12 protein-coding genes and 5 pseudogenes are annotated in these 18,128 nt (G+C 65.4%); 10 read left to right on the top strand and 7 right to left on the bottom strand.

From position 1 onward, the window contains the following. Positions 1 to 82: 82 nt before the first annotated feature. Positions 83 to 466, top strand: a complete 384-nt coding sequence (locus ACVWW1_RS37065) for a nuclear transport factor 2 family protein (protein ID WP_207835205.1) — start codon at positions 83 to 85, stop codon at positions 464 to 466. Between the two features lie 378 nt (positions 467 to 844). Here ACVWW1_RS37065 and ACVWW1_RS37060 read toward each other — a convergent pair whose 3' ends face one another. Continuing rightward, a complete protein-coding gene (locus ACVWW1_RS37060) occupies positions 845 to 2,530 on the bottom strand; it encodes a methyl-accepting chemotaxis protein (protein WP_456659280.1) in 1,686 nt (561 codons plus the stop codon). A gap of 270 nt (positions 2,531 to 2,800) precedes the next feature. Between ACVWW1_RS37060 and ACVWW1_RS37055 the strand changes: the two genes are divergently transcribed. The 4 genes and pseudogenes from ACVWW1_RS37055 (at position 2,801) to ACVWW1_RS37040 (ending at position 7,300) form a co-directional block, all read left to right on the top strand. Continuing rightward, the gene (locus tag ACVWW1_RS37055; RefSeq protein WP_456659279.1) at positions 2,801 to 3,844 is read left to right on the top strand and encodes a C-terminal binding protein; all 1,044 of its coding nucleotides are present in this window, start codon (positions 2,801 to 2,803) and stop codon (positions 3,842 to 3,844) included. 141 nt (positions 3,845 to 3,985) lie between these two features. Beyond that, a pseudogene (locus ACVWW1_RS37050) lies at positions 3,986 to 5,333 on the top strand (ABC transporter substrate-binding protein). Positions 5,334 to 5,454: 121 nt separating this feature from the next. Further along, positions 5,455 to 6,411: a carbohydrate ABC transporter permease gene (locus ACVWW1_RS37045; RefSeq protein WP_092117360.1), complete on the top strand. Its 957-nt coding sequence runs from the start codon at positions 5,455 to 5,457 to the stop codon at positions 6,409 to 6,411. Positions 6,412 to 6,457: 46 nt separating this feature from the next. Continuing rightward, positions 6,458 to 7,300, top strand: a complete 843-nt coding sequence (locus tag ACVWW1_RS37040) for a carbohydrate ABC transporter permease (protein WP_375789772.1) — start codon at positions 6,458 to 6,460, stop codon at positions 7,298 to 7,300. Positions 7,301 to 7,470: 170 nt separating this feature from the next. Here ACVWW1_RS37040 and ACVWW1_RS37035 read toward each other — a convergent pair whose 3' ends face one another. From ACVWW1_RS37035 to ACVWW1_RS37010, 6 genes and pseudogenes are all read right to left on the bottom strand, one after another. Then, positions 7,471 to 8,292 (bottom strand): TonB family protein, encoded by an 822-nt coding sequence (locus tag ACVWW1_RS37035; protein WP_456659278.1) that lies wholly within the window; start codon positions 8,290 to 8,292, stop codon positions 7,471 to 7,473. 65 nt (positions 8,293 to 8,357) lie between these two features. Then, entirely contained in the window at positions 8,358 to 8,804 is a 447-nt protein-coding gene (gene exbD / locus ACVWW1_RS37030; RefSeq protein WP_456659277.1) for a TonB system transport protein ExbD, read from the bottom strand. A gap of 3 nt (positions 8,805 to 8,807) precedes the next feature. After that, the gene (exbB, locus tag ACVWW1_RS37025) at positions 8,808 to 9,593 is read right to left on the bottom strand and encodes a tonB-system energizer ExbB (RefSeq protein ID WP_456659276.1); all 786 of its coding nucleotides are present in this window, start codon (positions 9,591 to 9,593) and stop codon (positions 8,808 to 8,810) included. A gap of 25 nt (positions 9,594 to 9,618) precedes the next feature. Then, positions 9,619 to 10,092: a heme utilization cystosolic carrier protein HutX gene (gene hutX, locus ACVWW1_RS37020; protein ID WP_456660768.1), complete on the bottom strand. Its 474-nt coding sequence runs from the start codon at positions 10,090 to 10,092 to the stop codon at positions 9,619 to 9,621. Between the two features lie 47 nt (positions 10,093 to 10,139). Next, on the bottom strand, positions 10,140 to 10,472 hold the full coding sequence (locus ACVWW1_RS37015) for an antibiotic biosynthesis monooxygenase family protein (protein ID WP_456659275.1): 333 nt from the start codon (positions 10,470 to 10,472) through the stop codon (positions 10,140 to 10,142). Between the two features lie 159 nt (positions 10,473 to 10,631). After that, positions 10,632 to 12,982: pseudogene (locus ACVWW1_RS37010) on the bottom strand (TonB-dependent hemoglobin/transferrin/lactoferrin family receptor). A gap of 252 nt (positions 12,983 to 13,234) precedes the next feature. On the opposite strand from ACVWW1_RS37010, the gene ACVWW1_RS37005 reads away from it, so the two are divergent. From ACVWW1_RS37005 to ACVWW1_RS36985, 5 genes and pseudogenes are all read left to right on the top strand, one after another. Next, on the top strand, positions 13,235 to 13,441 hold the full coding sequence (locus ACVWW1_RS37005) for a hemin uptake protein HemP (protein WP_456659274.1): 207 nt from the start codon (positions 13,235 to 13,237) through the stop codon (positions 13,439 to 13,441). A gap of 8 nt (positions 13,442 to 13,449) precedes the next feature. Beyond that, positions 13,450 to 14,401, top strand: a pseudogene (locus tag ACVWW1_RS37000) (heme/hemin ABC transporter substrate-binding protein). Next, positions 14,398 to 15,498 carry a FecCD family ABC transporter permease gene (locus ACVWW1_RS36995; RefSeq protein ID WP_456659273.1) on the top strand — a complete coding sequence of 367 codons (1,101 nt, stop codon included), beginning with the start codon at positions 14,398 to 14,400 and terminating at the stop codon, positions 15,496 to 15,498. Before ACVWW1_RS37000 ends, ACVWW1_RS36995 begins: the two are co-directional and overlap by 4 nt. Then, a pseudogene (locus ACVWW1_RS36990) lies at positions 15,495 to 16,300 on the top strand (heme ABC transporter ATP-binding protein). Before ACVWW1_RS36995 ends, ACVWW1_RS36990 begins: the two are co-directional and overlap by 4 nt. A 108-nt stretch (positions 16,301 to 16,408) precedes the next feature. Continuing rightward, positions 16,409 to 17,762: pseudogene (locus ACVWW1_RS36985) on the top strand (esterase-like activity of phytase family protein). Positions 17,763 to 18,128: the final 366 nt, after the last annotated feature.

Here is an 18,128-nt window from a genome sequence, read left to right as displayed (position 1 = left end):
ACCATATCGGCCACTGTCGGCGCAGATCACCGGTTCGATCCGGTGAGGCCACCGCCACATCATCCGCTACGGAGATTTTGCCATGAGCGACATCCAGGCCATCGCATCCGCGATCGATGGATACTTCAACCTGATGTATGACGTCGACGATAGCCGGTTCCGCGACGTCTTCTCCGATGCCTGCATCGTACACGGCATCCGGGACGGCAAGCACACGGTGCGGTCGGCCGCGGAATTCCGCGACTTCATCCGCAGCCGTCCCTCGCCGGCGTCGATGAAATCGCCGCGCGAGGAGGCCATCATCAGCATCGACCAGACCGCGTCCGATCTGGCCATCGCCAAGGTGCGCGTCAGGGCCGGCCAAACCGGCTTCATCGACCATCTCGTGTTTCATCGGATCGACGGCAGGTGGCTCATCACCACCAAGGCCTTTCACGTCGCGCAGGTCTTCCCGGCGGGATCGTAACGTCAATTTTTCTGAATATTAGAAATGTGACACTGATTTGCCCGACGTGTCAAGTTGGCTGGTCGACCGCCGGCCGCCACCGGCTACTTTGCATGGGGTTGTTTTCGATATTTTCGGCAGCCCGCCCCTGCGACGGCCCGGGAGTAGCCATGCGGCGAAAGGCTGCTCCCGGCACCTGCCAATTCCGTCATCCGAGGTGCGCGCTGTTGCGCGCGCCTCGAAGGATCGACGGCCACCAGCCGGGCCGCACATCCTCGAGGCTCGCCCAGGCGGCGCAATTGCGCCGCAAGGCTCGCACCTCTGGACGACGGGGATGCGCAGTCGTGGAATGCGCTGGGTGGGTTGCGCTTCGCTAGCTAACCCACCCTGCGCAATCCGTTACGCCGCACGTACCTTCTGCAGGAACTCGTCGACCGCGTTGCGCAGCATGCCGGACTGGGTGTCGAGCTCGCGTGCGTTCGACAGCACGTCGCCGGCCGCGGTGCCAGTGGCGGCGGCCGCGGTGGTGACGCCGCCGATATGGGCGGAGATCTCGCTCGAGCCGGCCGCGACCTGCTGGATGTTGCGCGCGATTTCGCGCGTCGCATCGCCCTGCTGGTCGATCGCGGTCGAGATCGAGGCGGTGATCTCGCTCATCTGCGCGATGGTCGCGGTGATACCGCCGATCGATGTCACCGCTTCGCCGGTAGAGGCCTGCATTGCGGCGACCTGCGCCGAGATCTCCTCGGTCGCCTTTGCGGTCTGGTTGGCCAGCGCCTTCACCTCGGAGGCGACCACCGCGAAGCCGCGGCCGGATTCGCCCGCGCGCGCCGCCTCGATGGTGGCGTTGAGCGCCAGCAGGTTGGTCTGGGCGGCGATCGAGTGGATCAGCTTGACCACCTCGCCGATCTTCTCGGCGCCGGTGGAGAGCGCCTGCACGGTCGCGTTGGTGCGCTCGGCATCGGCCACCGCCTGGCTTGCGACCTCGCTGGAGCGCGCCACCTGGCGGGAGATCTCCGCAACCGAACTGGAGAGTTCCTCGGCCGCCGCGGCGACGGTGCCGACATTGTTGGAGGCAGAATCGGAGGCGGCACCGACGGTCGCGGCCCGCGCGCTGGCGTCGCTGGCAGTTGCGGTCATCGACTGCGCCGTGGTCTGCATGCCGGCGGCGGCGGAGGCCACCGTTCGGACGATGCCGTTCACGCTGCGCTCGAAATCGCTCGCAAGGTCCTGCATCGCGCTGCGCCGCTCGGCGGTGGCGCGCGCCTGCGTCTCGGCCTCGGCCTGCTCGAGGCCGCGGATACGGATCGCATTGTCCTTGAAGACCTGCACGGTCGCCGCCATCCCGCCGACCTCGTCGCCACGGCCGACGCCGGGAATGTCACCGTCGAGCTTGCCGTCCGCGATGTCGCGCATGCGTGCACCGAGCAGGTTCAACGGCCGGGAAATGCTGCGCCCGATCAGCCAGGCGACCGAGCCGGAAATGATGCCGATGCCGAGGATCGCAAGGCCGAGCAGCCACGCGATCGGCCGCATCTTGGCGTCGATATCCTCGAGATAGGCGCCGGTGCCGAGATACATGTCGAAGCCGGGGACCGCGACGGCATAGCCGAGCTTGTGGATCGGCGTCTCCTGACCGGGCTTCACATAATCATAGAACAGCAGGATCTCGCCCTTGGCCTTCACGCCGTCCATCAGTTCCTGCGAGAGCTTGCGGCCATTGGTCACGACGTCCATGCGGTTGGTTCCGACCTGCTTCGGATCAGGCGCCAGCACGGTGATGCCGTTGTAGTCGGTGCCGAACAGATAGCCGGCGCCGTTGTCATAGGTCATGGCGTTGGCGCGCTTGCCGAACTCGGCCAGCGCGGCCTCCTTGGTCATCTTGCCGGCGTCGACTTCCTTCTTCAGGCCCGCCGCCATGTTCTTCGCCATCTCGACGATGGCCTTGGCCTGGTCGATGCGTGCATTTGTCATCTCACGCTGCATCAGGTGACCGGCGAGGATGCCGGCCGTGCACAGACCAAGGAGGGTCACCCCCACCAGAATGCCGAGCTTGGGGGTGATCTTCAGATTTGACAGCTTCACGGGGATCTCCAGAAGAGGCGGGGAACGCGACGCGATTGGCGGATTGATTCCGCTCACCGTAATGTGAGACCCTTTACCTGATGGTTACGGAGGTTCCCCGTAGAAGCCCCGGAGAATCGGGCCGCGGACCAACCGGCAATTGTGGAGCGAACAGCGCCGCTCGCGTAGAAGTAGGGACAGCGGTGATCCAAGCCGCGCTCCGAGAAGCAAGAACATCAAGAAGCAGACCAGCAAGAAGCAAGAACAGAAGACCTCAATCGGGAGCAGACAATGTCGAAATTCAGGGTGGTGACGCCGAAGGGCGCGAGCTTCACGGTCGCCGGCAGCGGCTATGATTATGAGCGCGAGGCGCTCGATCCGATCGGCGCGGAGATCGTCGAGGCGCCGGCCAACGAGGCCGAATTCATCGCCGCGGCACGCACCGCGGACGCGATCTACGCCAAGGGCATGCCGATCACCAAAGCGGTGATCGATGCGCTCGAGAACTGCAAGGTGATCACGCTCGGCAGCGTCGGCGTCGACTCGGTCGACGTCAAGGCCGCGACCGCCCGCGGCATCCCCGTCACCAACATCCCCGACACCTTCATCGAGGAGGTTGCCGACCACGCCATGATGCTGCTGCTCGCCGGCTTCCGCCGCCTGATCGAGCAGGACAAGATGGTGCGCAGCGGCCGCTGGGCCGAGGGCCGCCCGGCGCTGCTGAAGATTCCGCGACTGATGGGCCAGACGCTCGGCTTCATCTCGTTCGGCCGCGTCGCCCGCGCGGTGGCCAAGCGCGCCGCGCCGTTCGGCCTCAGGATGATGGCCTACGATCCCTTCATTCAGGAAACGCTGATGTACGACCACGGCGTGATTCCCTCGACGCTGTCGGAGGTGCTGTCGCAGTCGGATTTCGTCTCGATGCACGCCCCGGCGCGGCCCGAAGTGCACCACATGCTGACCGAGAAGCATTTTCGTCAGATGAAAAAATCGGCCATCTTCATCAACACCGGCCGCGGCGCCACCGTCGATGAGGAATCGCTGGTCAAGGCGTTGCAGGAGGGCTGGATCGCCCACGCCGCGCTCGACGTGCTGGAGAAGGAACCACCGTCGCACAACAATCCGATGCTCGGGATGGACAATGTTACCTTGACCGCCCATGTCGCCTCGGCATCGGCACGTTTTGACGAGGCGCGCAAGCGCCGGGTGGGCTACGAATTGTCACTAGTGCTGCAAGGCATGTGGCCGGTAAGCTGCGTCAACCCGTCGGTGCTGCAAGACACCGCGCTGCGCCGCTGGCAGCCCGTCAGCATGGATCGCGGTCCGAACAGCTAAGGCGGGAATGCGCTCTTCGCGCGAGGACCCGTCATGCGAGCCCTTCGCGCGGGCGCGCCGCGACCACAAGACCCTTCACCGGCGGCCAACGCCGGGAAGGAACAATAACAACGAAACAATAAGAACGGGAGTGCGAACGACATGAAGTACGAGATCACGCGTCGCGACGCGCTGGCGCTGGGGGCGTCCGCTGCGGCACTGGCGGTCACCGGGGCTTCGGCGCAGGACGCATCGAAGGTGAAGGCTGCCGACGTGGCGGCGCCGTCGCTGCCGATCGAGAAGGGCGCGACCTTGCGCATGCTGCGGCCGGTGCGCTTCGTCCAGGCCGACGAAGACGTGTTCCGCGCCAATGCCAAGCGATTCACCGACAAGACCGGCGTCGAGGTCAAGGTCGACTTCGTCGGCTGGGAAGACATCAATCAGCAAACCGCGGTGACCTCGAACTCCGGCGCCGGTCCCGACATCATCATCGGCTTCGGCGACGCGCCGCACATCTATATCGACAAGCTGATCGAATTGACCGACGTCGCCGATTATCTCGACAAGCGCTACGGCGGATGGCTGACGCTGGCGCGCCGCTACGGCATGCGCTCGAAGTCGAAGAGCTGGGTCGGCCTGCCATTCGGCGCCTCGGGCGGCCCGCTGGTCTACCGCAAGTCGCTGGTCAATGCGGCCGGCTTCGACAAGGTACCGGAAGACCACGCCGGCATCCTCGCGCTTTGCAAGAAGCTGAAGGCGGCCGGCAACCCGGCGGGCTTCGCGCTCGGCAACGCGGTCGGCGACGGCAACGGCTTCGCCCAACTGGTTGTTGTGGTCGCACAATGCCGCGCTGCTGGATGAGGAAGGCAATATCATCATCAACAGCAAGGAGACGATCGCCGCGCTGAAATATTTAAAGGAGCTCTATCCGACCTTCATCGCCGGCACGCCGTCCTGGAACGACGTCTCCAACAACCGCGCCTACTCGTCGCAGGAAATCGGCCTGACCGCCAACGGCGTCTCGCTGTACTTCTCGCTGAAGAACGATCCCGCGACCAAGGCGGTCGCCGAGGACACCGAGCATCAGTTCCTGCCCAAGGGATTGGCATCGACCTCGCCGATGTCCGGCCTGACCCTGAATGCGATGGCGTTCAAACACAGCCCGTATCCCAACGCAGCGAAGGCGTTCCTGCAATTCATGCTGGAGAAAGAGCAGTACGAGCCGTGGCTCAATGCCAACTCCGGCTACTGGTCGCAGCCGCTCGCGGCTTATGCCGACGCTGCGGTGTGGTCGGGCGATCCCAAGGTCGCGATCTTCAAGGACACGATGAAGAGCCCCTATTACAACGGCTACAAAGGGCCGATCTCGACCGCGACCGGTGCGGTCAACGCCGACTATGTGCTGGTGCAGATGTGCGCCTCGGTGGCGACCGACGCGGCAACGCCGGAAGCCGCCGCCGCGGAAGCCGAGCAGCGCGCCAAGCGGTACTTCCGGCGGCAGGGCCGGTAAGCCAACGCGGTCATTCCGGGGCGGTCCGCAGGACCGTGCCCGGAATCTCAAGATTCCGGGTTCGATGCTCAACGCATCGCCCCGGAATGACTTCGTCAAGTCGGACCGGGATAAGGATCTGATGTCTGTCACTACCCTCCCTTCACGCGGCGCCGCGCTGCGCCAGCCGGGCTGGCTCGCACGGCTGTTCGACTACAAGCCGTTCCTGATCGTGATGTGCCTTGCGCCCGCGGTCGGCCTGCTGTTGGTGTTCCTCACCTATCCGCTCGGCCTCGGCATCTGGCTCGCCTTCACCGACACCACGATCGGCCAGCGCGGTGTCTATATCGGGCTCGAGAACTTCCAGTATCTGCTCAAGGATCCCCTGTGGTGGAACGCGGTGTTCTACTCGATCTTCTACACCGCGGTCGCAACCTTCGGAAAGTTCGCGCTCGGCTTCTGGCTGGCGCTGCTGCTCAACAACCATTTTCCGTTCAAGAGCCTGATCCGCGCCATCGTTCTGCTGCCGTGGATCGTGCCGACGGTGCTCTCCGCGCTGGCGTTCTGGTGGATCTACGATCCGCAGTTCTCGATCATCTCCTATCTGCTGGTCGACGTGCTGCACCTGCGCGACAGCAATGTCGACTTCCTCGGCTCGCCCTGGCCAGCGAGGTTCTCGCTGATCGCGGCCAACATCTGGCGCGGCATCCCGTTCGTCGCGATCTCGCTCCTGGCCGGGCTGCAGACGATCTCGCCCTCGCTCTATGAAGCGGCGATGCTCGATGGCGCCACCTCCTGGCAGCGCTTCCGCTACATCACCTTCCCGATGATGATGCCGATTCTCGCGATCGTGATGACGTTCTCGATCATCTTCACCTTCACCGACTTCCAGCTCGTCTACGCCATCACCCGCGGCGGCCCGGTCAACTCGACCCATCTGCTCGCGACGCTGGCGTTCCAGCGCGGCATCGCCGGCGGCGAGCTCGGCGAGGGTGCCGCGATCGCGGTCTCGATGATCCCGTTCCTCGTGTTCGCGACGTTGTTCAGCTACTTCGGCCTCGCCCGCCGCAAATGGCAGCAGGGAGAAGCCAATGACTGACGTTGCCGCCCAATCCTCCAACGTCGCCAGCGCCACGCCCGACACGATGGCGTGGGATTCTCGCGCCCGGCGCGTGGTGATGATCTATCTGCCGCTCGCCTGCTTCATCCTGATCCTGCTGTTCCCGTTCTACTGGATGGCGATCACCTCGTTCAAACCGAACGCGGAGCTCTTGAACTACAAGGAGCACAATCCGTTCTGGATCACCTCGCCGACGCTCGCGCATGTCAAGCATCTGTTGTTCGACACGTCGTATCCGCGCTGGCTGAAGACCACCATGCTGGTGGCGATCGGCTCGACCTTCCTGTCGCTGTTCGCCTCAACGCTCGCCGCCTACGCGATCGAGCGGCTGCGCTTCCGCGGCAGCCCCTATGTCGGGCTCGGCATCTACCTCGCCTATCTGGTGCCGCCGTCGATCCTGTTCATTCCGCTGGCAACCGTGATCGTGCAGTTCGGCCTGTTCGATTCACCCTTGGCGCTGATCCTGGTCTATCCGACCTTCCTGGTGCCGTTTTGCACCTGGTTGCTGATCGGCTATTTCAAGTCGATCCCCTATGAGCTCGAGGAATGCGCGCTGGTCGACGGCGCAACGCGGCTGCAGATCCTGTGGCGGATCACGCTGCCGCTCGCGGTACCCGGCTTGATCTCGGCCGGCATCTTCTCCTTCACGCTGTCCTGGAACGAGTTCATCTACGCGCTCGCCTTCATCCAGAGCGGCGCCAACAAGACCGTGCCGGTCGCGATCCTGACCGAGCTCATCACCGGCGACGTCTACCAGTGGGGCGCGCTGATGGCGGGCTCCCTGCTCGGCTCGCTGCCGGTCGCGTTGTTCTACTCGCTGTTCGTCGACTACTACGTCTCGTCGCTGACGGGGGCGGTGAAGGAGTAGCGGGGCATCGGTCGAAGCGAACTCAGCCTTTCCCGTCATCCTGAGGAGCGCGAAGCGCGTCTCGAAGGATCGACGGCCACCGGCGGGGCCGTGCATCCTTCGAGGCTCGCTCCGCTCGCACCTCAGGATGACGGGAAAAGAAGTGCGGCCTAGGTCAGTGAGGCTTGGTACTAGCGCGGCACGAACGCGACCGGCACGCTGAAAGCCATCGAGCCCTGCGTGACCTCGGATGGAAGCGCCGGAAACGGCTGGGCCTGGCGCACCATCGCCAGCGCCCGCGCGTCGAAGGTCGGATTGCCGGAGGAGCCGCCGAGATGGCTCGACAGCACCTGCCCGCCGCGGCCGAGCGTGAACACCAGCCGGACCACGCCGCGCTGGCCGTTGCCGCCGGCCGGATAAGAATGGAAGTGCAGCAAATGCGCGCGAACGCGTGCGTTGTAGGCCGCGATCGCCGACGCGGCTGCGCCGGCGCTGATCGCGGATGCCGCCGGCGCCTGACGCTCGGCCCGGCTCGGCGCGCTGGTGCGTGGTGCCGGCGCTGCCTCGGACGGCTTCTTGGCCTCGCGACGGATCACTTTCGGCTTGATCGGTTCGGGTTCCCGCTCCGGAACGACCTTCGTGGGTTCGGGCTTCGGCGGCGTGGCCTGCTGCTTGTGCTCCGGCGGCGCCGTCACCTCGGGCTTCTCCTGCAGCGGCGTCGGCGCGATCTCCTGCTGCACCGGCTGCGCGGCGGCAGGCTCCGGCGGCGCGGCCTCGGCCTCCTGCATCGCCGGGCCCGGCGGCAGCTCGGTCTCCGAGATCGCCGGCGAGGACGTAATCGGCGTCAGGTCGACCAGCACCGCCGGCACCGCGACGCCCGGCGGCGGTGCCGAGACCCAGGTCATGCCGAGCGCGATCAGCGCCGCATGCGCCGCCAGGATCGCGGCCGCCGACAGGCCCCACCGCCTCAGCCTGATATCGTCGCCCGCACCATGAAGCGCATACGCATTCATCGAGATTCGTCTTGTTTGCGCATGATCTTGCCGGAAAACCGGTAGCCTCTTTTCCGGATCATGCGCTAGCTTCGTCCGTCGAGGCCGACCAGCGCGATCTTGAGATAGCCGGCATTGCGCAACAGGTTCATCACCTCCATCAGGTCGCCATAGCCGACTGCCTTGTCGGCACGCAGGAAGATGCGCTCGTCCTTCTTGCCCTGCGTGGCGCCGTCGAGGGTCGCGGTCAGCGCGTCGCGCGCGATCACGTCCTCGCCGACTGCGACCGAGAGGTCGGGCTTCACCGTGACGAACACCGGCTTGTCCGGCCGCGGCTGCGGCTCTGCGGTCGAGGCCGGCAGATCGACGCCGAGATCGACGGTCGCGAGCGGCGCCGCCACCATGAAGATGATGAGCAGCACTAGCATCACGTCGATGAACGGCGTGACGTTGATCTCATGCGACTCGACCAGATCGTCATCGCCGCGACGGCGGCTACCGAATGCACCGCCAGAACCGAGCTTCGCGCCCATCGCCTACTCCGCGGCGCGCGCCAGCCGGAACAGGCTGCGATCGCCCTCGCGACTGACGAGCAGCATCACCATGACCGAGACGTCGCCGAGCAACGCACGATAGGCCGCGATCGAACGCGTCAGATGATTGTAGATCACGACCGCCGGAATCGCGGCGACGAGACCGAGTGCGGTCGCCAGCAGCGCCTCCGCGATTCCAGGCGCGACCACCGCGAGATTGGTGGTGTGGGCCTCGGAGATGCCGATGAATGCATTCATGATGCCCCAGACCGTGCCGAACAGGCCGACGAACGGCGCGGTGGCGCCGATGGTGGCGAGCACGCCGGTGCCGCGCGCGATCTGCCGCGACATCGCCGCTTCGACCCGCTCCAGCCGCAACGCGATGCGCTCCTTGAAGCCGTCATCGAACATGCCGCGCGAGAGCGTGGCCTCGCGCGACGCCGACTGGATGATTTGCGCCACCGCATCGCTGCCGTCGCGGCTCGCCTGCTCGATCTCGGCCAGCTGGGCGTCGCGCTCGAGTTGGCCGATCCGCTGCCGGGCCAGCATGGTCTTGCGGCGAATCTCGACGGTCTTGGCGAGCCAGATCGTCCAGGTCGCCAGCGAGGCGAAGCCAAGCCCGATCATGACCGCCTTCACGACGATATCGGCGCTCTCGAACATGCCCCAGGGCGAGAGGTTGCGCGGCAGCAGCGCCGCGTCGGTCGCGACAAGGCACGCTCCCGGCGACAGGCCGAACGCGGCCACTGCCGCCGTCCAGATGCTCCGCCCAAGCCACCGATACGCCATGGTCGCCTCCCGTGCTGCGTTCGCGTCAGCCCGCTTGCGGCGCGAGACGGTCCGCCAACGCATGGAAGCGCGCCAGCTGGTCGCCGCGCAGCGCGCGCGTCTCGTCGCGGCCAACGAACACCTTGAACATGATGCCGCCGTCGCGGTTGATGAAAGCGATGAAGGCCGACACCTTGCCCATGAACGGCCGCTCGACGAACGCGATCGCCGCACAGCGCTCATGCCTGAGATGGCCATGCAGGCCCTTCGGCTGCATCAGGTTGAAATAGCCGCGGCCGACCTCGCCTTTCGGAACAGCGCCGGTGAACTCGAAGATCGCATCATCAGTGTGCACGATCAGCGTTACCTCACCCCATTCCGCGATGTCCTGCATCGCGGCGTCGAACTCGGCAGCGCCGATCCGCACCATGCTTTCGGGCAGCGCCTCGAGCACCGCGCGCGGCGTCACCTTGCGCTCGCGCGCGACGTCCTCGATGACTGCGCCGGGATTGTCGGCCATATAGGCCTTCAGCCCGGCGAGCTCCGCGTTCTGCACGGCCGCCTCCGTCACGCCGGGCTCTTGGCGCGCTCGGTGATCAGCACCTCAAAACCTTCGAATCTGGGATGGCCGAGATAGAGGCTGCCGCCGGTCTCGTTGCCGGCGCGAGAATGGGCGCGGCGGAACGCATCGGATTTGGTCCAGTCCTCGAACGCTCCCTTGCTGGCCCACACCGTGTGGGTCGCATAGAGCGTGTGGTCCTCGGCCTCGGGGCCCTTCACGAGGTGAAACTCGATGAATCCCGGCAGATCGCCGAGATGGGATTCACGGGTCTTCCAGACCGTCTCGAACGCCTGTTCCTTGCCCTTGATCACCTGAAATCGGTTCATTGCGATGAACATGAAAGCCTCTCCTGTTTGACGGCGGATGCCTCGGACGATGCCTTGGATCCTGCCGGTTGATCTCGTTAATAACATGAATGCGCCAAGGAGTACGCCAAGGCCGCGCTGGGGGCACCAGCGCGGCCGGAGCAACCTGGATGGAATGATCGGCTTGTCGCGTTACGCTCCACCTAGGTGAATCCTGAGCCCGGCCTTGTAGACGGTGCCCGGACCGGGGCTCGAGAACAGCACGTCGTTCTGCGTCGTGCCGTCGCTCGAGGAGCCCGGGATCGCATAGGGCCGGTAGTATTGGTTCAAGAGATTGTCGACCGACGCCGTGAAGGTGATGTCTTTGGTGGCGTTCCAGGTCAGATAGAGATTGACCAGCTCGTAGCCGGTCGAGGGCAGATAGCCCGCCGGCAAATCGTTGTTGGCGCCGAACGAGGACCATTGCGCGGCAATGATCAGCGAGCGGTCGAGCAGGCGGACGCCGCCCGTCGTCGTCACCTTGCGCGGCGTGATGGTAGCGAGCCCGACATTGGTCGCGGTGTTCCGGCCGCGCATCAGATGGCCGGCGACCCCCACGAACCAGTCACCCGCGTCATACATCGTCTCGAGCTCAAAACCCTCGACGCGGGCATGGGCGATGTTCTGGTACTGGTAGAACTGGCTGAAGCGTCCGAACGGCGTCAGGGTCGGCGCCGAAGGGACGAGGTCGATATAGCCGTCGACGTCGTTGTGGAACACGTTGATCTTGCCGCGGAATGAATCGTTCGCGGCGAAGATGCCGTCATACTTCAGATTGATGCCGGCTTCCTTGTTCTTGCCGACCTCGGGCCGCAGCGCCGCATTGGGCAGGAAGCAGAACAGGCCGCTGGTGCCGTCGGGGCAGTTGAACAGCGCCGGCCCGCCGCCGGTGGCGTGGCCGCCCGAGATCAGGGTCTCGGTGATCGACGGCGCGCGATAGCCTTCGGCATAGCTCACATAGGGCGTGAAGCCGGTCACCGGCGTGACGCCGACCGTGATCTTCGGCGACAGCCGGTCGCCGCTGGTCGTGGTGTCGATCGAGGTGAGCTCGTAATGGTCGTAGCGGACCGCACTGATGAGCTCGAGCCAGGTCGAATAGTTCTGCTTCAACTGCACGAAACCGCCGGACACCGTGCGCTGGCCGCCGGGCGTCGTGATGTTGGAGTTGCCGCGGGAGTCGAAAGTCTCGACATCGTCGCGGAAGGCGTCGAAGCCGTAGGTCACGGCGTTGCGCCAGTCGCCGAAATTGAAGCGCGAGGTGTTGTTGACGTCGAGGCCGACGGTATCGAGCGAATAGCCGCGCTTGTCGCCGACGCAGCCGGAGATGTTGTTGCCGGGATTGGCGAGCGTGCAGACGCCGCCGCCTGACGTGATGCGATTGTTGTAGGTCTTGACCTGGTCGTTGTCGGTGCGGTTGCCGTAGACCGAGATGTTCCAGTCGAACAGCATGTCGTCGGGCTTGGAGTATCGCCAGCTCAGCGTGCCCGTGTAGTTCCTTGCATCGGAGGCATAGACCGAGGAGCCCGCGATCGCCGCCAGCGGCGCCGCCGTCGTGGTCGGGCCGCGGTTGGGCTGACCGATATTGTACTGGTAGTCCTGGAAGACACCGCCGATCTTGAACTCGTGGCCTTCGGCCGGGCGGATCGTCACCTTCATCAGGCCGGCCGCAATATCGTTGCCGGTGTTGCCGATCTCGGTGCCCGCGCCGTCCTTGTAGTTGCTCTGGGTGCGGTAGACCGCGCCGCCGAACACATCGACGTTCGGATCGGCGCGTACGCCGCCGAACACCGAACCCATGCCGCGGTCCTTGTTGCTGCCGTAAGAACCCGACATGTCGACGCCCCAGCGTTCGCCGGGACGCACCACATCATCGATATCCTTGGTGCGGAACGAGACCACGCCGCCGATCGCGCCGGAGCCGTAGATATTCGCGGTCGGGCCGCGCACCACGTCGACGCCGCCGATCAATTCCGGATCGAGGAAGAAGGAGCCGTTGGCGTTGTGGCCGGTGCGCTGATAGTTCTGCCGCGCGCCATCGACCACGACCGCGACGCGGCCGAAGTCCTGCAGGCCGCGGATGTTGATGACGGTCGCCGGATCGTCGCCGCGCTCCTGGAACGAGACGCCGGGCACGTTATAGAAAATGTCGGACACCCCCGGTTCGGCTGCAGGCCCTGAATCTTCTCCAGCGTGACGGAGCTGACCGGCGCCAGCGCGTCGATCGCGCGCTCTTCGGTCTTGGATGCCACAGCCGTGATGGTGTCGAGCGATTGCACCGGCACCGCGCCGATCTGCGCGCGCGCATTCATCGCAGGCGACGCCGCTGCCTGCGGTTCGGCCGCAGGCTTCGGCTTGCGCTTGGCCTGCTTCGGCCGCTCGGTCGCGGGACGCGCAGCCGACGCATCGGCGGTTTGCGCCAAACCGCCTGCCGGCAGTGCTGCCGAAAATGAAAACACCGACGCACCCAAAATCAAGGCGCGCGAAACCCTAGCCCCGTCAGCCATTCCAGCCCCAGCCCGATCATCGCTTTTCTGGTTTGGCTGGCGTGCGCTCCACTGAGCGGCTTGCTGGCTAGTTTGCGATGCAAGCCACCAGCCTGCATCGTGTGATGATTGGTTACGAGCCGGCAACAAAACGGTCAAGAATGCGGCAGCGCTGGTTTACATCGATTGTAAAGTGCGGCCGTTGGAATGCGCCTTCGCCCGCTTATACAAGCAAGCATCATTTGACGATTTCGTAGGCGCAGCACCACGAGCATGTCGGCAACTTCCGGAGACAACATCGGCGCGGCGGGAAAACAGGCCGCATCAGCGTCTGACGCGGCCAAAACGCTCATCATGCATGGGAATCGCCTCGATAGCCGCGACCTGTTCTCGGCCGAGCGCGAGATCATCATCGTGCATGGCGAAGAGCATTACCGCTTGCGACTGACTTCGCAGAAAAAGCTGATCCTGACCAAGTGACGACCCCGATGACAATTTGTCGCACGCTCGCTCTGCTCGCGCTCTCCTGTCTGCTGCCGATCGGCGCAGCGGCCGCCGAGGGCATCACCGTGCACGACGCACGCGACCGCGACGTCGTGATCGACGATCCCACGCGGATCGTCTCGATCGGCGGCGCGATCACCGAGATCCTCTATGCGCTCGGCTTCGAGGACCCGCATCGCCGGCGTCGATGCGACCAGTCTCTACCCGCCGTCTGCGCTGCGTGAGAAGCCCGACGTCGGTTACATGCGCCAGCTGTCGCCGGAGGGCGTGCTCGGCCTGCACCCGTCGCTGGTGCTTGCGGTGCAGGGCTCCGGGCCGAAGGAGACCATGGACGTGCTGGAGGCGGCCAAGGTGCCGCTGGTGCTGGTGCCGGAGACGTTCTCGGAGACCGGGCTGGTGGAGAAGATCAAACTTGTGGGCCATGCCATGGGCGCCGATCCGCGCGCCGCTTGCCTGGCCACGGCGGTGGAGAGCGACCTCGCGCAACTGCGCACGTTGCGCGCCAAAGTGACGAAACCGGTGCGCGTGATGTTCGTGATGTCGCTCCTGAACGGCCGAGCGTTGGCTGCGGGTCACAAGACCGCCGCGGACGAGATCATCCAGCTCGCCGGCGGCGTCAACGCGATCGACAGTTACGACGGCTACAAGCCGGTCAACGACGAGGCCATCGTGGCGGCGAAACCAGACGTCGTGCTGTCGATCGATCGCGGCAAGGACTCGCTGACGTCGGATGCCGTGTTCACGCATCCGGCCTTCGCGCTGACGCCAGTTGCGGCCAACAAGGCCTTCATCTCGATGGAAGGGCTTTATTTGCTCGGCTTCGGGCCGCGCACCGCGGCCGCGGCACGCGACCTCTCGGTCAAGCTCTATCCGGCGCTGGCGCCAGAGGCCGCCACCTTCAAGCCGGCGGCGCTGACCGCGAACTGCCGGCAATGAGCGTGCTGGCCGAACGCCGCACGCGTGCGAACCAACGGCGCGCCGGCATGTCGCTGCGGCCGGCAGCGACACTCGCCCTACTCTGCCTGCTTGCGGCGCTCGCAGCAAGCGCTCTGGTCGCCCTGACGGTCGGGGCCGCCGGCATTCCATTGGCGCGGCTTCCCGCCGCGCTCGGGCTATGGGCCGACACCACGGCCAACCCGCTGCTCGCGCGCGACCAGCTCGTGGTGTGGTCGATCCGGATCCCGCGGATCGCCGCGGCCGCGATGGTCGGCGGACTGCTTGCCGTATCAGGCACAATCATGCAGGGCCTGTTCCGCAACCCCCTCGCCGACCCGGCGCTGGTCGGCGTCTCCTCCGGCGGCGCGTTTGCCGCCGCGGCGGCGATCGTGTTCACCGACAGCCAGTTCGGCGAGAGCTTGCGCTTCCTGCAACATCAGTTGCTGCCGATCGCGGCTTTCGCCGGTTCGCTGGTCACGACCATCGTGCTTTATGGCATTGCGAGCCGCGGCGGCCGGACCTCGATTGCGATCTTCCTCCTCGCCGGACTTGCAATTGCCGCGATCGCCAATGCCGGCATCGGGCTGCTGGTCTTCGTCGCCGACGACCGCCAGCTGCGCGACATCACCTTCTGGATGCTGGGTTCGCTGAGCGGCGCGACCTGGACCAAGCTCACGGCGCTGGCGCCGGTGCTGGCCGCGGCCCTGATCGCCTGCCTCTGGATTGCGCGCGGGCTCGACGTGCTGGTGCTCGGCGAGGCCGAGGCATTCCACAGCGGCGTCGATGTCGAACGGCTGAAGCGGGTCTCGATCGTGCTGGTGTCGGCGATGACCGGGGTCGCGGTTTCGGTTTGCGGCGTGGTCGGTTTCGTCGGCATCGTGGTGCCGCATCTGCTGCGGCTGGTGATCGGACCCGGGCATCGCCTGCTGCTGCCGGCGTCCGCGTTGCTCGGCGCCATCCTGCTGGTCGGGGCCGACACGGTGGCGCGCACCATCGTGGCCCCCGCGGAAATGCCGATCGGCATCCTGACCGCGGCGATCGGCGCACCGTTCTTCCTTGCCATGCTGCTGCGCCAGCGCTCCCTGGTGTCGCTATGAGCGCGCTCCTGGTGGCGCAGTCGGTATCGATGACGGTCGGCGGCGCCGCGCTGGTCGATGCGGTCTCGCTGCAGATCGGCGCCGGCGAGATGATCGCGATCGTGGGTCCCAACGGCGCCGGCAAATCGACCTTGTTGCGCGGATGCTGTCGGGCGACCTCCGTCCGTCGCGCGGAACGATCCGGCTCAGGCAGCGCGACCTCAACGCCTATGGTCCGCGCGAGCTGGCACGGCACCGTGCGATGCTGTCGCAGCACGTCAACGTCACCTTCCCGTTCACGGTCGAGGAAATCGTCAGCATGGGCGCCGGCGAGAGTCCGCGCGCGGTGACGCGGGCGCTGGTCACTGCCGCGCTGGACGAGGTTGGGCTCGCGCATTTCCGGTTCAGGCAATTGCCGACGCTGTCCGGCGGCGAGCAGCAACGCGCGCATTTCGCCCGCGTGCTGGTGCAGCTCGCCTGCGGCGAGGCGCTGCACGGGCCGGGACTGTTGCTGCTCGACGAGCCGACCTCGAGCCTCGATTTGCGGCATCAGATCGATCTGGTCGAGACCGCCCGGCGGCGCGCCGCGCGCGGCACTGCCGTGATCGCGATCCTGCACGACCTCAATCTCGCGATGCGGTTCGCCGACCGCATCCTGCTGCTGCATCGCGGCCGGCTTGCCGTCGACGGCGACCGTGCCGCGGCAATGCAGGCCGACACGCTGAGGCAGATCTTCGAGATCGACGCCACGATCGACTATACTACGAGCGGCGTGCCCTTCCTGCTGCCGCAGACGATGCGGCCGGCGGGCAAGGCGACGTAACGCCGCAAGCCTTATCCCGTCGCAACATCCGCGGTTCACAAAACTGTCAGCCGGCTGTAACAGGCGCCTCGGAGAACACCGCATCGTTTGTCCTTTGGGAGATCAACCATGCGCCTGTCACTGCTCTGTTCCGTCGCCTCGATCCTGCTCGCCACCTCCGCGTTCGCGCAGAGCGAGGGCGAATTCCCGGCGACGCTGGCAGAACACGCCGTGATGCCGGCGGAGAGCTTCATCGACACCCCCGCGGATGCCCCGAACGATTTGAAGACGTCGGGCAAATACACCACCGGCAAGCGCGTCGATGCCATTGGCACCGTGATGGGCAAATCCTACGAGCGGTCCGACCGGCGTGTCGCTGCCATTCAAGGGCCAGCCGCTGCAAGGCCATTCCGGCATCAAGGCGATGCCCGACGGCTCGTTCTGGGTGATCACCGATAACGGCATGGGCTCGCGCTACAACTCGGCGGACTCGATGCTGTACCTGAACCGCTACAAGATGGACTGGGCGAACGGCAAGATCGAGCGTCAGGAGACCGTGTTCCTGCACGATCCCGACAAGAAGGTACCGTTCCGCATCGTGCATGAGGACACCGCGAAGCGCTACCTCACCGGTGCCGACTTCGATACCGAGGGCTTCCAGATCATCAACGACACCTTCTGGATCGGCGACGAGTTCGGGCCCTACATCCTCAAGGCCGACAAGACCGGCAAGATCCTCGCCGTGTTCGAGACGGTCGCCGACGGCAAGCCGGTGCGCTCGCCGGATCACTGGGCCGTGCAGTCGCCCGGCGCGCCCGGCGCAAGCTACACCAACGTCAACCTGCGACGCTCCAAGGGCTATGAAGGCTTTGCCTCCTCCAAGGACGGCAAGTTCCTCTACGGCCTGCTCGAAGGGCCGCTGTGGGATGCCGACAAGAAGGACTGGGAGAAGGTCGACGGCAAGGAAGCCTCGCGCATCCTCGAATTCGACGTCGCGGCGGAGAAGTTCACCGGTCGCTATTGGCAATATGTGTTCGAGCAGAACGGCAACGCGATCGGCGACTTCAACATGATCGATCCGACCCGGGGCCTCGTGATCGAGCGCGACAATGGCGAAGGCACCGCCGACAAGGCCTGCCCGCAAGGCCAGCGCGGCGAGAACTGTTTCCCTGACCTCGCCAGGTTCAAGCGCGTCTACAAGATGGAGCTGTCTGACGCCAATGTCGGCAAGCCGGTGCGCAAGATCGCCTATATCGACCTGATGAAGATCCGCGATCCGAACAAGAAGGCCCGCAAGCCGCTCAACGACGCCGTCTACACCTTCCCGTTCTTCACCATCGAGAACGTCGACCGGGTCGACGAGACCCACATCATCGTCGGCAACGACAACAATCTGCCGTTCTCCTCGAGCCGCGATCCGAACAAGGCCGATGACGACGAGTTCGTGCTGCTCGAAGTCGGCGACTTCCTGAAGGCGAAGTGAGCGGTTGCTCGCGCTACACACAACGGTGTCATCGCCCGGCTCAACCGGGCGATCCAGTATTCCAGAGGCGTCCGAACTCAACGGATGAGCCGCGGCGTACCGGATGCCCCGCTCAAGGCGGGGCATGACAGTTAATATGCGGAAGCAGTCCCGTCCTGAGGTGCGAGCGGAGCGAGCCTCGAAGGATGCACGGCCCCGACGATGCCGCGCGGAGCAAGCCGGGCCGTCGCCCTTCGGGACAGCCGCTTTGCGGCCTCCTCAGGGTGACGGTGATAGAGCTGCCCCGCCTCACTCAGCGTTAGCTCGCTCCTTCTTCGTCCGAATTCCCGAACATGGGATCGCGCTGGACAAGGCGCCAACGGTTGT

The sequence above is a fragment of the Bradyrhizobium sp. JR3.5 genome, assembly GCF_054057015.1.
This window is presented reverse-complemented; position numbering and strand designations above follow the sequence as displayed.

What these genes read in the sequence shown, in the direction of transcription:
- ACVWW1_RS37055 (WP_456659279.1), top strand. Translation starts at nt 2,801, where the DNA reads ATGTCGAAATTCAGGGTGGTGACGCCGAAGGGCGCGAGCTTCACGGTC.
- ACVWW1_RS37040 (WP_375789772.1), top strand. Translation starts at nt 6,458, where the DNA reads ATGGCGTGGGATTCTCGCGCCCGGCGCGTGGTGATGATCTATCTGCCG.
- ACVWW1_RS37015 (WP_456659275.1), bottom strand. Translation starts at nt 10,472, where the DNA reads ATGTTCATCGCAATGAACCGATTTCAGGTGATCAAGGGCAAGGAACAG.
- exbD (WP_456659277.1), bottom strand. Translation starts at nt 8,804, where the DNA reads ATGGGCGCGAAGCTCGGTTCTGGCGGTGCATTCGGTAGCCGCCGTCGC.
- hutX (WP_456660768.1), bottom strand. Translation starts at nt 10,092, where the DNA reads ATGGCCGACAATCCCGGCGCAGTCATCGAGGACGTCGCGCGCGAGCGC.
- ACVWW1_RS37065 (WP_207835205.1), top strand. Translation starts at nt 83, where the DNA reads ATGAGCGACATCCAGGCCATCGCATCCGCGATCGATGGATACTTCAAC.
- ACVWW1_RS37035 (WP_456659278.1), bottom strand. Translation starts at nt 8,292, where the DNA reads ATGAATGCGTATGCGCTTCATGGTGCGGGCGACGATATCAGGCTGAGG.
- ACVWW1_RS37045 (WP_092117360.1), top strand. Translation starts at nt 5,455, where the DNA reads ATGTCTGTCACTACCCTCCCTTCACGCGGCGCCGCGCTGCGCCAGCCG.
- exbB (WP_456659276.1), bottom strand. Translation starts at nt 9,593, where the DNA reads ATGGCGTATCGGTGGCTTGGGCGGAGCATCTGGACGGCGGCAGTGGCC.
- ACVWW1_RS37005 (WP_456659274.1), top strand. Translation starts at nt 13,235, where the DNA reads ATGTCGGCAACTTCCGGAGACAACATCGGCGCGGCGGGAAAACAGGCC.
- ACVWW1_RS36995 (WP_456659273.1), top strand. Translation starts at nt 14,398, where the DNA reads ATGAGCGTGCTGGCCGAACGCCGCACGCGTGCGAACCAACGGCGCGCC.